Genomic DNA, 15,338 nt, shown 5'->3' with positions numbered 1-15,338 from the left:
ACTTTAATCGAAAGCCTTTTTATTATTAATTATCTATAAAAATTGTAACAAAAATAGGTTTAATGCTACAAATATTTTAGATATTAATTTTATGATACTATACGTACGTTTACTAAAAGAAAGTTTTGCTTTTGCCTTTAATGCCTTGAGAAGTAATAAATTAAGAACATTACTTTCTTTACTTGGGGTAACGGTGGGTATTTTTTCCATTATTGCCGTTTTAGCAGCTGTAGATTCTTTGAAAAAAAATATAGTAGATAGTTTAGATGGCATGGATAAAAATACCATTTATTTGTTTAAATACTCATTTGGTCCAACAGATGTGGAAGAATGGAAACGAGATCAATTCCCACATGTAAAATATGATGAATATCAGTATTTGCAAAAAAGCATGGCTGATATTGATAAAATTTCATTTAATTTTTTCACGAATAATCAAAGTATAAAATATGACGACAATACCGTAAATTCTATTAGAGTGAAACCTTCTACTAATGAATTTTTTGAAATTGAACCGTTTAAAGTCGATAAAGGCAGGATGTTTAATGAATCCGAATCCAATTCTGGAACCTCAGTAATTGTAATTGGAAGTGAGGTTGCGGATGGTTTATTTAAAGGCAACGAACCTATTGGAAAACAAATTAGGTTATACGGGCAACGATATACTGTTATTGGCGTATTAAAAAAAATGGGTCAAAACGCCTTTGGCGATTCTAATGATGTAGCGGTTTTTTTACCAGTAAATAATTTAAGAAAATTATATGGCGATAACAGCACTATTTTTACACCAGCCATATTAATAAAACCAAAAGAAGGAGTTGATATTGAAGAGTTTAAAGCAGAATTAACCAATAAAATGAGAAGTTTTAGAGGTTTACGAGCGGGAGAAATTAATAGTTTTTTTGTAAATATTTTGTCTGGTTTTACCAATTTTATTGATGATATCATTGGTAAAATGAATCTTGCAGGTTGGGGAATTAGTATTTTTTCACTTTTAGTAGGTGGATTTGGAATTGCAAATATTATGTTTGTTTCTGTAAAAGAACGTACCAATTTAATTGGAATTCAGAAAGCATTGGGAGCGAAAAATCGATTTATCTTGTTTCAGTTTTTGTTTGAAGCGGTTATTTTAGCTATGTTTGGCGGATTAATTGGGATTGTTTTGGTTTGGTTAATTGCTTTAATTTTAACAAACGTATTAGATTTTGAGTTTGTTTTGAGTTCGTTTAATATTTTATTGGGTTCAAGTTTATCAATACTTATAGGATTAATTTCTGGAATTTTGCCTGCTATTTCTGCTTCCAAATTAGATCCAGTAGAAGCCATTCGTACAGGAATGTAATAATAAATATAAATAAAAAAGCCGATTTGAATTTCAAATCGGCTTTTTTGTGCTTAAATATTTAAATGAAATTATAATACATATTTCAAGCTAAACACTACAAAACGAGGTTGTACATAAAAACTCGTAAAACTTGTAGAACCACCTAATGCATTAAAGCTGTTATCGTTTAATGCAGTTGTGTTTAATAAGTTGGTAGCGCTAACTTTATACTCAAATTTACTATCTCTTTTTTGATATGATAATGATGCGGTTAAGAAATCATACTCAGTATCAAAAGTTTTCGCTTTGTCTCTGTTGTGAAAGAAACTGTATTCAGATGTAAATGAAAAGGCATCTAAAAAGAAATATTCTAATGATACTGAAGGACTATCTACGTAATTTATCTGATTTTGAAAATCATTAACCGTATAATCATATGCCAATTCTATATTTGGTAATTTTTTTAAATTAGTTGAAAATCCAATTTTATAATTTTGTGTAAATGATTCAGTGTTCTGAATAAACTCAGAATTATCTGGATTTACACGAATATTGTTATTTGTACTCCAGCTAATGTTAGTACTTCCATTCGCCTTGAAATAACGAGCAAATGATTTTTCATACCTAAAAAATCCTGTGAGTGATTCATTTGGAAAATTTGAATTAATATTTACCGAACTTGAAACTTGATTAATACCTGTTAATAAAGCACGGTTGGTAATAATTTCAGTTTGTTTTGTATAGGTAATAAAGGCAGAAATATTTTCCATATTAAACATACTAAATTTAAAGAAACGTAAAGAGTGTACTTGTGAAATTGAATTTTCTAAGAATCTATTTCCGCTAAATAAACTGTTATAATTTGAAAACACATACCCTTGTGCCAATTTTACGACATCTGTAAAATTATTGGTTAATGAGAAATTGTAAGATAATGTTTGTGATTTTTTCATTTGCCATAATGCAAAGAAATCAGGTAAAACTCTATTGAAACTCATTTTATTTACGCTGTTCAATTGGGTGTCACTGGTATTAAATTGATGTAAAGTAACTCCTGGATTAAAAGTAAATTTTCCAACCAACATTTTATAATGTAAGCCAACAAAAGCATCGTTAAATACATAATTTACTCTATTGGTGTTTTGACTATCGGATAAATTATTTTGAGACCCATTATCTAAAATTTGAAACATGTTTGAGTTAAAATTTTGATACGAATACGTGTTTCCAATAGTAATGTTTATATTGTTTTTTGGAGTTACCATATAATAGTAATCAAATTTTGTATCCGTTTTATTTGTTTTTATAAATCGGTTTTGGTTGCCATCATTACGTGTTTGGGTTGTATTATATCCATTTAATTGTTGAAAAATAGAAAAAACGGGAATTCCTTGTCCATTAAACTTTGCTAGATTAGCTTGATAAAGTGGGTCTTCTTGTTGAAATAAATTTTGCATTTCAAAAGCAAATACATTTTTATCATTTAGCGTATAATAGTAGTTTAAGTTTTGATTTAATGAAATAGGTTGTTGGTTTTTTTGTGTATAAATAGTTCCTTGTAAACTGGATATCACATTCTGATTTTCCATTTGATCAGATGTTTTTAGTAACGCATCGTAATCCAGGTGCATTTTAGTAGAAGGGACGTAGCTACTACTTAATTTAAACAATCCTAAATTGTTTCTCTGTCTAGAAATGTCTTGACGTGTTTCTGTAATAATATCGGTTGATCCATTTGGCAATCTATCTACACGATTGTAAATATTATCGGTTTGTAAATCGGTTTTGTTGTACGAATAAATCCCAAATCCACTAATTGTCCATACTTTTGATGGATTATAAGAGAAGTTTGCCGCTCCAAATTTCGTATCTATATTTTTTGCACGATTGTTTCTCAATCCACCAATTCCTAAATCGTTTGAAGAAACATTGAAACTAGAACCTCCTTTCCGCATCATATTTCTAAATCCACCTGTAAATTTAAAATAGTCTTGCGTGGTAAGCGGTAACTCACCAATATTATTTAAGTTTCCTATTAAATTTACACTGTATTTAGGACTGTAATAAAATAGTTTTGGATTAACAATACTTCTATTTTTCGAATCGATAATGCCTTCACCAGCAAGTACGTCTCCAAACCAAAAGTTTGTTTTTCCTTGTTTTAATTTTATATTAATGGCAATATTTTCTTCGTTATTTTCCAATCCTTTCAAATTAGAAACTTCATTATAATTTCTTAAAACTTGTACTTTATCAATGGCATCTGCAGGTATATTTTTTACACCTAATTTAGTATCTCCATCAAAAAAATCTTTTCCATTAACCATTAATTTTTGTGCTGTTTTACCTTCTACAGAAATTTCACCATCTTTGTTTACAGATACGCCAGGTAGTTTTTTTAGAACATCTTCTAACTTTTTTTCGGTTCCGTTGGTAAATGAATCGGAATTGTAAATAATCGTATCACCACTAATTCTGACAGGCATTTCTCGAACAATTTCAACCGTTTCAATAGTGTTAGAACTTGATAATACAATATTAAAAATTTGATTTTCTTTTGTAGTCGTAATTTTTTGTTCAAATGGTGCATACCCAATATAACCAGCTTTTATAATATATTCTGTATTGGGTTTTAAGTTTAATGAAAATTCCCCTTTTTCACTGGTAATGTTATAGGCATCCATGGCTTTTGTGACTTGGTTAATAGCCATTACATTGGCTGTTTCTATAACCAGATTGTCACTATCTTTAAGAATTCCTGAAACCTTTACTGATTGCGAGTAACTTATCCCAACAAGAAATAAGCTTAATACTAAAATTATTTTTTTCATTTAGGCTTTTATCTTATCTAGAAAATCTCATTTGCATACCACCTCTTGATCCAGGTCCGCCGCCCATTTCACTCATTTCTTTCATTTTTTTCATCATAATATCGTCGTATTCTTTTTGAGTTACTTTGTCTCCGCCTGTTGGGGCTTTAATCTCAATTTTTTCTTTTACATTCAATACTAATTTCGAACACATAATTACGGTTTTACCATCGTTAACTTCCATAATTAATCCTGGTAAACCCCAATATTCATCAGGTCCTTGGTTTACAGGAATTTCTGGACAATACCAAGCAGTTACAGTAACTTCTTTTGGCATATCTATTTCGGCAAAAAAGTTGGTTTTATTTTCTGTTTTTTTCACTTCGATTGCTTTTTCGTCAACTTTTCCTTCCTCTGTTTCTTTTTTTGGCTCTTCTTTTTTTCTTCTATAATTTCTAAAGTCAGTTTTACTGGCTTCTTTTACAGCTGTAGCCTTAAAACAAGTATAATCTCCAATTTTTTTAGATTCGTCACTTAGTACCCATTTTAAATTTGGTAAAGAATCTTTAATTAAGAATTCTTTTCCAAAAACTTCTTTATCAACAGTATATAGTTTTTCTTTAACGTTTTTAAAATACGTTCCTCCACCGCCCATAAAAGACGCCATCATTCTTCCGCCGCCTTGTTGACCTGGCGCATCAAGTTTTTCTTCTTCTTTATAAATTGAAGCTGACTTGTCAAAATTCAGAACGTATGTTTTTTCAAACATTTTTTTCATTCTTTCCATAATTTGATTTTTCATTTCTGGAGTCATGTCTTTGTTTCCGTCAAAATTTTTAGCAAATTCTGATGTAGACGTTTTAGATTCGTAAACCGCCATTCCTTGGAAATCTTTCTGTGCAGTGGCCATAAATGCAGTTAAACTCAGTACGGCTAAAAATATTTTTTTCATATATTAGTTAATTTTAAAAAAGATTAGACTCTAAAAATAGCTATTAGTTACATTATTATTTGTTATTTTTGTGTTAATATTCATTTTATGCGAATTTTTCTTTTATTTCTTTTAATGGTTTGTTGTTCTTCTGCTCAAAATATTGATGCGGAAAGAGTAGGCGCAAAGCCATGTAAATATAATTCTTTTTTGGGAAATGATTTATCTGGGAACACCTATTTTTCTACAAGTAATAACTTGTATAAAATTAATAAAATTGACACGTTAAACTACGCAAATAATAACTTTGGAAAAATTTCAAGTGTAGAAACGTTTAATATGTTACAAACGCTTGTTTTTTATAAAGAAAATAACGCTTTTGTTTTGTTAGATACTCAGCTTAACGAAATAAAGACTACTATTTTTTCAGAAATTAATTGCGAATTTTTAAAACCTGCTTCACAAAATGAATTGTGGTTTTATGATAGTATAAGCCAGCAAATAGGGTTGTTTAATTTGAATTCGAAAAAATCTAGGTTTCTGGCTAACCCCATCAAAAATATTAAGTATTCTCAGTCCGATTATAATTATTTATATTGGATAGATAGTGAAAACAATTGTTATTCAATTTCTAAATTTGGAAAAATAATAAGTTTAGGAAAAATAGCACCTTATGAAAAAGTATTTTTTTTAAGTCCAAACGAATTGTTTTATCTTTTTGAAAATAAAATGTATTATTATACCTTTAAAAATGAGTTATCGACTAGAATAAATATTAATGAAAAATTGATAGAAAATTTTTGTTATTCCGATGGATTTTTTTCTATTTTTACGGGCTATCAATTAGTCACCTATCAAATTAAAAAATAATATATGCATATAGCAATTGCTGGAAATATTGGCGCAGGAAAAACCTCTCTTACTAGATTATTATCTAAACATTTTAAATGGGAGGCTCATTTTGAAGATGTAGATGATAATCCGTATTTGGATGATTTTTATCATTCCATGGAACGTTGGAGTTTTAACCTGCAAATTTATTTTTTAAATAGTCGTTTTAGACAAATTTTAGAAATAAGAAAATTAGGTAAAAAAACGATACAAGATAGAACCATCTATGAAGATGCTTTTATTTTTGCACCAAATTTACATGCCATGGGCTTAATGTCAAATAGAGATTATACCAATTATAAATTACTATTTGATTTAATGGAAGGTTTAGTTGGTGCGCCGGATTTGCTTATTTATTTAAGAAGTTCCATCCCAAATTTAGTAGGGCAAATTCATAAGCGTGGAAGGGAATATGAAAATTCTATTTCTATTGATTATTTAAGTAGATTAAATGAACGTTATGAAGCTTGGGTTACAACTTACACAAAAGGGAAGTTATTAATTATTGATGTGGACGATATTGATTTTGTAAACAACCCTGAAGATTTAGGAAACATCATTAACCGAATAGATGCCGAATTAAACGGATTATTTTAAAAATTTAAACGCCTCATCCAAGGCGTTTTTTTATGCTTTATTTATTCATTGCATCAAATAAAGACATTACCTTAGTTTCTTGAGTAGGTTTTTGTGTTTTAATTATTTTTGGAAAACCTGGAATTAAATCAAAATAGTTTTCTTCAAAAAAAGCATTATTTGCTTGTAAATACAGATTTTTTGCAAGCGTATTTGTTTTAAGTTCGATAAGTGTTTCACCTACAATTTTAATTTCAATAGTTGGTTTTTTTAGTTGCAACTCTTTTGGTTTTACAAAGTAATGATGCGTAACAACTTTTTTCTGGTTGCTAGTAAATGCTATAATTAATACCGTTTTTTCTTTTTCAAATTTTGGTAATTCGGCATTAGAAATCTGCATACAAGTTGTATTTTTTTCTACGTCCAAAGTACATTCTTTTGTAGTAGACCAAAGTTCATTTCCAGAAAAATCAATCAATTTAATAGCTAAAGTTCCAGAGATTGCTTTTAGATTATCGTTACTTCCTATTATGGAAAGTCCGTTAGCATGTTCTGTAACCGCTAAAAGTATCTGAGCAAAACTTTCTTTTACTTGGTAATGTGCGGCTTTCCAATTTCCATAGTAATCCAAAGTGCTCCAAGAAGTTACAGGCCAGCAATCGTTTAATTGCCAATACAAAGAGCCCATACAATAGGGTTTTGCTAATCGGTGCGCTTCAATGGCGGTTTTCATACCATACGCTTGCAACAATTGCGAAACATAATTGTATTTTTCTAATGAATTAGGTACCGCAAAATCTCGTGCCATATATTCATTTATGGTTTCAAACCCAGTAGGATGTTTTTGATGATTTTTAAATGCTTCGGAAGTAAAATTAAAATCTTCTTTAGGTATTACTTTTTCTAGAGTTTCCAAATTTGGCATTCCTTGAAAACCATATTCACTCATAAATCGGCCTACTTTTTTCTTATACATTTCAAAAGGTTCTTTGCCCCACCAAACGCCCCAATAATGCGAATCGCCTTGGGTTAAACTTTCTTTTCTTCCCCAACCTATAGAAGGCGAAGAAGGCCAATACAGATTTTTTTCTTTGGATAAAAGACTATCTAATGTTTGAGGAATGACTTCATGAAATACTTTTTTATAGTCGTTCCAAATTTTTGTTGAATCGGCTTTTGAATACTTAAATTGCTTTTGCCAACCCCAATTGTGCCAACCTTCATCATTTTCGTTATTGCCACACCAAAGTGCAATACTTGGATGATTTTGCAAACGATTTACGTTGTCAATTACTTCTTGTTTTATATTTTCTACAAATTTTTCATCTCCGGGATACATCGCGCAAGCAAACATAAAATCTTGCCAAACTAAAATCCCATTAGCATCACAAATATTGTAAAATTGGTCATCGGCATATATGCCACCACCCCAAACTCGTAACATATTCATATTGGCTTTTCTAGCGTTTTGAACTAATTCATAATGGCTTGATGGCGTTTGTTTTGGAATAAAACTATCTTGCGGAATATAATTTGCTCCTTTCATAAAAACAGGTTTTCCGTTTAATTTGAAACAAAAGCTTGTGCCAAAAGTATCTTTATCTTGAACTAATTCAATGGTTCGAAGGCCTATATTTAGTTCTTTGTTATCTAAGATTTTACGATTTTGTTCCAATGAAAAATGAAATTCATATTGATGAGGAAATCCTAAACCATTACACCACCAGCGTTTTGGGTTCGAAATTTCATAATGCATTTTTACTTTATTCGTTCCTTTTTTAAGATTAAATGTTTCTGATTTTTCATTAATTTTTAGTTGAATTGTTTTTACTTCCGAAACACGAATTTCAGTTGTAAATTCTAAAATTGCTTTAAGGTCATTCAATTCAACTTGACTGTATTTTATATTTTCGAATGTAGCCGAATTCCAAAATTTAAATTGCACTTTTTTCCAAATACCGGCAGTTACAAATCGTGGTCCCCAATCCCAACCAAATTGATATTGTGCTTTTCGAACAAAAACACGTTCTTTTTCAGGTAACGTATACAATAATTTTTCGACTTCTTCCTTTCCTTTTTGAACTGCCGATTGAAATACAATTTTTAGATGATTTTTTCCTTTTTTTAGCTGATTTTTTGCTGAAATTATCCATTTTCGGAACATATTATCTGCTTCTAAAACTATTTTCCCGTTCAAGTAAACAGTTGCATAAGTGTCTAAACCCTCAAATTCTAATTCGATATTTTCATTGGAAATTTCTTTTTCCGATAATAAAAAGGTGGTTTCATATTCCCAGTTTTCATTTTCAATCCATTGCAATTGTCTTTCATTGTCTCCAAAAAAAGGATCAGGAATTAATTGATTGTCAAATAAATCGGTATGAACGGTTCCAGGAATGGTAGCTTTGTGTTTTTTAATTTCATTTTGTTTATTGAATGTCCAATTTTCTGATGACAAATTCCGATAAGAAGTTTGTCCCAAAACGGAATAGCAGATAAAAATTAGAAATAATGTTATTTTTTTATACATAGCAACTCATTTATGATTGCAACTTTTCCTTTAGTTGGATAATTTCCTTTGGATCCGCGATTTCACTTCCATCGGTAATTGCAGATGAATGATACCAATTTGCACCAATGATTTTATTCAATTCAGAAATAAAAGTTGATCGCAAACCGCCACCTGGCATAATTTCGATTCTATTTTTGGCTTGATAGACTAATTTTTTTAATACTTCATTGCCTTCCATAACATTGGAAAATGCTCCAGATGTAAGAATCGTAGAAAAACCGCAAGAAATAACAGCTTCCAAAGCTTGTTCATAATTAGAAACAGCATCAAAAGCACGATGAAATGTACAAGGAAAAGGATAAGCTTCAGCTACTAACTTTTTGTTTTGTTCGATATTTATGGTGTCATCTTCATATAAAATTCCGAAAACAAATCCGTTGACGCCAAGTTCTTTGATGCTCTCGATTTCCGATTTCATTTGATTAAATTCGGCTTCTGAATAAACAAAATTCCCACCTCTTGGACGAATCATAATATATAAATCGATTGTCAAATGCTCTCTAGCTTTTTGAATCATTTCAACAGAAGGTGTTGTGCCACCAACCGAAAGATTAGCACATAATTCGACTCTATCCGCACCTGCTTTTTGAGCTAGTATTGCTGATTCGAGATTGAAACAAGCGATTTCGAATTTTTTCATTATTTCAAAAAGTAATTGGCATCTATTAATTTGTTTCCAGTTGCATCATAAACGGCATAATTGAAACCACCTTGAATGCAATACGAACCATATTCTCCTTTTTTATTCAAAGCAATAAATCCAACTTGAATGTCTTTTAATTCTTTACCTCGATTTTGAGTTAGTTTTACAATTCGCATTACGGCTTCTTCACAAGCTTTTTGAGGAGATAAACCTTGTCGCATCAATTCTACTACCAAATGGCATCCAGAGATTCGGATGACTTCTTCGCCATGGCCTGTTGCTGTAGCGGCACCTATTTCGTTATCTACGTATAACCCTGCGCCAATGATTGGGGAATCGCCTACACGACCGTGCATTTTAAATGCCATGCCGCTGGTTGTACACGCGCCTGATAAATTTCCATTCGCATCTAAAGCAATCATGCCAATGGTGTCATGATTTTCGATATTAGCAATGGGTTTGTATTGACTTGTTTTTAACCATTCTTTCCATTCTTTTTCAGATTCTTCAACTAATAAATTTTCTTTTTTAAATCCTTGTGAAAGCGCAAATTGTAATGCTCCTTTTCCTACCAACATTACGTGTGGTGTTTTTTCCATAACCGCGCGAGCTACAGAAATAGGATGTTTGATGTGTTCTAAACAAGCGACTGAACCAATATTTGAAAACTCGTCCATAATACAAGCGTCAAGGGTTACTTTTCCGTCTCTGTCAGGACGACCGCCATAACCTACGCTGCGTTCTGTAGGATCGCCTTCAGGTATTTTGACGCCAGCTTCTACGGCATCTAATGCACGACCATTTTTGCTTAAAACTTCCCATGCGGCTTCATTTGCTTTAATTCCAAAATTCCATGTAGAAAGAACAATTGGTTTTTGTGAAGGTTTTAATTCAATTTTATTTTCAGCCGTTTCAGTCGCGTTTTTGAAACTTGCAAGCGCCAATCCAGCAGTGGCTAAAGCGGTTTTTTTTAAAAAATTTCGTCTGTTCGTCATATTATTTTATTCAGTGAAAGAAGTTTTTCTATAATTGATGTTGTTGCTTTTCAGCCAATTTTCTTGTGCTTGTATACGAGTTTTAAAATCAAGATAATTTTCTGGATTTGCGGTTCCCCATAAAACTTCAGCCAGCGCAGACATTCTTGGCATAATCATATATTCTACCTGTTCTGGAGTCAGAATGTATTCCGTCCAAACATTAGCTTGCGCACCTAAAATATATTTTTGTTCTTCTAAATCAAGTTCTTTTGGCATTGGATTAAAATTATATACTTTTTCTAAAGAAGTAAATCCACCAATGGCTAACGGTTCGTTTTCAGGTTTTCCTTGGTAATGATCAAAGTAACAATGTGAACCCGGTGACATGACTACATAATGTTTTTGCTTGGCTGCTGCAATTCCGCCTTCAGTTCCGCGCCAACTCATAACAGCTGCATTTGGTGCTAATCCGCCTTCTAGAATTTCATCCCAGCCAATGATTTTTCGCCCTTTACTATTTACAAATTTTTCAATGCGTTGGATAAAATAACTTTGTAATTCGTGTTCGTCTTTTAATCCTTTTTCTTTAATCAATTTTTGACAATGCGAACAAGATTTCCATCTAGTTTTTGGGCATTCATCACCACCAATATGAATGTATTCGGATGGAAATAAAGCCAGTACTTCAGAAAGCACATTTTCTAAAAATGTAAAAGTTTCTTCTTTAGGGCAATATACATCATCGAAAACGCCCCATTTTTTGCCTACTTCAAATGGACCGCCCGTACAAGATAATTCTGGATAAGCAGCTAACGCAGCAAGTGAATGTCCTGGCATTTCGATTTCTGGAATAATAGTTACATGGCGTTGTAATGCATAAGCAACTACTTCTTTAATTTCTTCTTGCGTGTAAAAGCCACCATATTTTATGTCATCAAATTTTTTGTCATCATATCGTCCAACCATTGAACCATTTCTCCACGCTCCAACCTCTGTTAATTTTGGATATTTTTTGATTTCAATACGCCAACCTTGATCTTCGGTTAAGTGCCAATGAAAAGTATTCATTTTATAATGTACTAAATAATCAATGTATTTTTTTATAAAGCTAATAGGGAAGTAGTGTCTGCAAACATCAAGATGCATTCCACGCCAAGCGTATTTTGGGGCATCTGATATTTTTATACAAGGGATCGCAATTTCGTTTTTATTCTCGAACGGAACCATTTGTAATAATGTATGAATACCATAAAAAAGTCCTTGATTAGTGAAGGCTGAAATAATTATTTTCGAATCAGATACAACTATTTCATATTGCTCTTTGTTGAAAGTTGCAATTTTAGGTTCTAGTAAAACCAAATGGATGTTTTTAGGATTATTTTTTGAAGTTATTTTTAGATGTAATCCTGTTTGAATTTGTATAGCTTCTTTTAAATAATTAGCTTCAAATGAATTTTCATTGGCTTGAATATACGTTTTTGTGTTAATATAAAAACTACCTTTTCCTACTAAAGTGTTTTGTGGTTTTGGTATAATTGCATTATTGTTTTGAGAAAAACTCAACGAGATTAATAAAAATAATAGAAATGTATGGGTAGTTTTCATAAGTAAATATTTATGTACAGGATAAATATACAAAATAAATGCATAAAAAAAACCGCACAGTGCTGTGCGGTTTTCTATTTAATAAAGAATCTTTTATTTCAAAGCTTCAACTTTAGCCTTAACATCTTCTAATGAACCTTCAAAAGTTTGAACATTTACACTTTTGTTAATAGAAGTTGTAACTGTTGCTTTTGCTTTTCCGTTTATATTTTTAATTTCTACTTTAACCTTTTTATCAGCGTCTTTAGCGCAGCAAGATTTTTCTCCTTCTTTTGCAACGAATTTACCATTAGCATCATAATGAGACATACATATTTCTTTTTCTTCTGCTGTACAACCTAAAGAATCACACATTTTCGCACATTCATCTTTTGTCATAGTTGCGCATTTTGTCATATCGCATTTACCCATTTCTGAAATACTATCACCATTCATTTTGATAATTGTGTATTTCATTTCTTTTTTAGTCCCTTCTGAATGACCTCCTAAAATTGGTGCTATTACCAATCCAATTAAACACGTTAATTTAATTAAGATGTTCATTGAAGGACCAGAGGTATCTTTAAATGGATCTCCAACAGTATCTCCAGTTACAGCTGCTTTGTGCGCATCAGAACCTTTGTATGTCATTTCTCCATTAATCATAACTCCTGCTTCAAAAGATTTTTTAGCATTATCCCAAGCACCACCAGCGTTATTTTGGAATACAGCCCAAAGTACACCCGAAACTGTAACTCCTGCCATATAACCACCTAACATTTCAGCGATTAATTGGTTGTTATCTGCATAAACTAATTTTCCTAAAAGTACAATTGCAATTGGAAAACCAATCGTTAAAATACCTGGTAACATCATTTCGCGTAAAGCGGCTTTAGTTGAAATTTCCACACATTTTCCATATTCTGGTTTACCTGTTCCTTCCATAATTCCTGGAATTTCTTTGAACTGACGACGTACTTCATATACCATATCCATGGCTGCTTTTCCTACAGAATTCATGGCTAATGCAGAGAATACTACAGGAATCATTCCTCCAATAAATAACATCGCTAATACTGGCGCTTTGAAAATATTAATTCCATCAATTCCTGTAAATGTTACATAAGCAGCAAATAAAGCTAATGAAGTTAACGCTGCAGAAGCGATGGCAAATCCTTTTCCAGTTGCAGCAGTTGTGTTACCAACTGAATCTAAAATATCGGTACGTGTACGCACTTCTTTTGGTAATTCACTCATTTCAGCAATACCTCCTGCGTTATCAGAAATAGGTCCGAAAGCATCAATGGCTAACTGCATAGCTGTTGTAGCCATCATAGCAGAAGCAGCTAAAGCCACACCATAAAATCCTGCAAAAGCATAAGAAGCCCAAATTGCGGCAGCAAATAAAATTACTGTTGGGAAAGTTGAAATCATACCAGTAGCTAAACCAGCGATTACGTTAGTTCCTGCCCCAGTTGATGATTTTTGTACAATTGCCAAAACTGGTTTTGTACCTAATCCTGTATAATATTCAGTAACTGATGAAATGGCTCCACCAACAATTAATCCTACAATTGTAGCATAGAAAACACGCATAGAAGAAATATCTTTCAATCCTTCTCCGTAAAATTCCATTTTCATTGTAGTTGGTAACATATATTCTACTAAAAAGTAACACGCTACTAAAGTTAAAAGAATAGAAACCCAGTTTCCAATATTTAATGCTTTTTGTACTTGTGCTTCTTTAGCGTCATCGCTTGAAATTTTAACTAACATTGTTCCGATGATAGAAAATAAAATTCCAAAACCAGCAATTGCCATTGGTAATAAAATAGGTCCGATTCCGCCAAAAGCGTCTTCGATTTTACCACCCATATCTTTAATTACATAATTTCCTAAAACCATAGCTGCTAAAACCGTTGCTACATAAGAACCAAATAAATCGGCACCCATACCAGCCACATCTCCTACGTTATCACCCACATTATCCGCAATAGTTGCTGGATTTCTTGGATCGTCTTCTGGAATACCCGCTTCCACTTTACCTACTAAATCAGCACCTACGTCTGCAGCTTTGGTATAAATACCACCACCTACACGTGCAAATAATGCAATAGATTCAGCACCTAAAGAGAAACCAGCTAAGGTTTCTAGAACAATTGTCATGTCTTCGGTGTTAGTCCAAATACCACCTGGCATAAAATATCTAAATAATAATATGAAGAAACCGGTTAAACCCAATACAGCTAAACCTGCTACTCCTAAGCCCATCACTGTTCCTCCACTAAAAGATACTTTTAATGCTTGAGGTAAACTAGTACGAGCGGCTTGTGTAGTTCTTACGTTTGTTTTTGTAGCAATTTTCATACCCATATTTCCTGCTAATGCTGAAAAGAAAGCTCCGAAAATAAATGCTACAACAATAAATAAATGTGTTTTTACTCCTGGAATAAAAGTAATTCCCGCTAATACAATGCTAGCTAGAATTACAAATACAGTTAATAATCTGTATTCGGCTTTTAGGAAAGCCAATGCACCTTCATAAATGTAATCTGAAATTTCCTTCATTTTACCGTCTCCAGCATCTTGTTTTAATACCCATGCACGTTTCATTGCCATAAAAAGCAAACCAATAACTGCCATAACAATTGGCAAGTAAATCATAAAATTATTCATAGTTTCTTGTAAATAGTTTATTTTATTTTAATCGAGCAAAAATAAACAAAAAAGACAATTATTCTAACGATAATTGCCTTTTTTACTAAAATTAGATTTTTTTTTATTTTATATTAAATAATCCTTCTGGTTTATTTTCAATTTTTTCAAAACGTTTTGTGCATTCTTTTGAGATAGTACGGACTTCATTTACATCTCAATAGCCTTTTACATCCTCTATTTTATTTACCAAATCTTTAAATACTTTAAAGAAGCGTTCATGCCGGTTTATGTGTTTTTTTCGACGGAAAAGTAAGAATAAAGATAGAAGCTAGTGAGGCCTGTATTTTTTTTATAGATTTTTAACTAACATAA

General features: G+C 31.8%; 10 protein-coding genes. 3 read left to right on the top strand and 7 right to left on the bottom strand.

Features of this window, described 5'->3' with window-relative positions; genetic code table 11:
* The first annotated feature begins 91 nt into the window (after nt 1-91).
* Complete coding sequence (locus ABWP60_RS06950) at nt 92-1,342, top strand: ABC transporter permease (RefSeq protein ID WP_353150448.1); 1,251 nt, start codon at nt 92-94, stop codon at nt 1,340-1,342.
* A gap of 71 nt (nt 1,343-1,413) precedes the next feature.
* Here ABWP60_RS06950 and ABWP60_RS06945 read toward each other — a convergent pair whose 3' ends face one another.
* Both ABWP60_RS06945 and ABWP60_RS06940 read right to left on the bottom strand, forming a co-directional pair.
* Nucleotides 1,414-4,155 (bottom strand): carboxypeptidase regulatory-like domain-containing protein, encoded by a 2,742-nt coding sequence (locus ABWP60_RS06945; RefSeq protein ID WP_353150445.1) that lies wholly within the window; start codon nt 4,153-4,155, stop codon nt 1,414-1,416.
* 13 nt (nt 4,156-4,168) lie between these two features.
* Nucleotides 4,169-5,086, bottom strand: a complete 918-nt coding sequence (locus ABWP60_RS06940) for a GLPGLI family protein (RefSeq protein WP_353150442.1) — start codon at nt 5,084-5,086, stop codon at nt 4,169-4,171.
* Between the two features lie 87 nt (nt 5,087-5,173).
* Here ABWP60_RS06940 and ABWP60_RS06935 point away from each other — a divergent pair, with 87 nt between their 5' ends.
* Both ABWP60_RS06935 and ABWP60_RS06930 read left to right on the top strand, forming a co-directional pair.
* The gene (locus ABWP60_RS06935; protein WP_353150439.1) at nt 5,174-5,935 is read left to right on the top strand and encodes a hypothetical protein; all 762 of its coding nucleotides are present in this window, start codon (nt 5,174-5,176) and stop codon (nt 5,933-5,935) included.
* 3 nt (nt 5,936-5,938) lie between these two features.
* Nucleotides 5,939-6,553 (top strand): deoxynucleoside kinase, encoded by a 615-nt coding sequence (locus ABWP60_RS06930; protein ID WP_353150436.1) that lies wholly within the window; start codon nt 5,939-5,941, stop codon nt 6,551-6,553.
* A gap of 37 nt (nt 6,554-6,590) precedes the next feature.
* On the opposite strand, the gene ABWP60_RS06925 is transcribed toward ABWP60_RS06930, so the two are convergent.
* The 5 genes from ABWP60_RS06925 to ABWP60_RS06905 form a co-directional block, all read right to left on the bottom strand.
* On the bottom strand, nt 6,591-9,062 hold the full coding sequence (locus tag ABWP60_RS06925) for a beta-mannosidase (protein ID WP_353150434.1): 2,472 nt from the start codon (nt 9,060-9,062) through the stop codon (nt 6,591-6,593).
* 10 nt (nt 9,063-9,072) lie between these two features.
* Nucleotides 9,073-9,744: a copper homeostasis protein CutC gene (locus ABWP60_RS06920; protein ID WP_353150431.1), complete on the bottom strand. Its 672-nt coding sequence runs from the start codon at nt 9,742-9,744 to the stop codon at nt 9,073-9,075.
* Nucleotides 9,744-10,742, bottom strand: coding sequence for an isoaspartyl peptidase/L-asparaginase family protein (locus tag ABWP60_RS06915; RefSeq protein ID WP_353150429.1), 999 nt, complete (start codon nt 10,740-10,742; stop codon nt 9,744-9,746). Before ABWP60_RS06915 ends, ABWP60_RS06920 begins: the two co-directional genes overlap by 1 nt.
* 6 nt (nt 10,743-10,748) lie before the next feature.
* The gene (locus ABWP60_RS06910; RefSeq protein WP_353150427.1) at nt 10,749-12,329 is read right to left on the bottom strand and encodes a beta-N-acetylhexosaminidase; all 1,581 of its coding nucleotides are present in this window, start codon (nt 12,327-12,329) and stop codon (nt 10,749-10,751) included.
* 93 nt (nt 12,330-12,422) lie between these two features.
* On the bottom strand, nt 12,423-14,984 hold the full coding sequence (locus ABWP60_RS06905; protein ID WP_353150425.1) for a sodium-translocating pyrophosphatase: 2,562 nt from the start codon (nt 14,982-14,984) through the stop codon (nt 12,423-12,425).
* Between the last annotated feature and the right edge of the window lie 354 nt (nt 14,985-15,338).

This window comes from Flavobacterium sp., assembly GCF_040402895.1.
Lineage (GTDB): Bacteria > Bacteroidota > Bacteroidia > Flavobacteriales > Flavobacteriaceae > Flavobacterium.
This window is presented reverse-complemented; position numbering and strand designations above follow the sequence as displayed.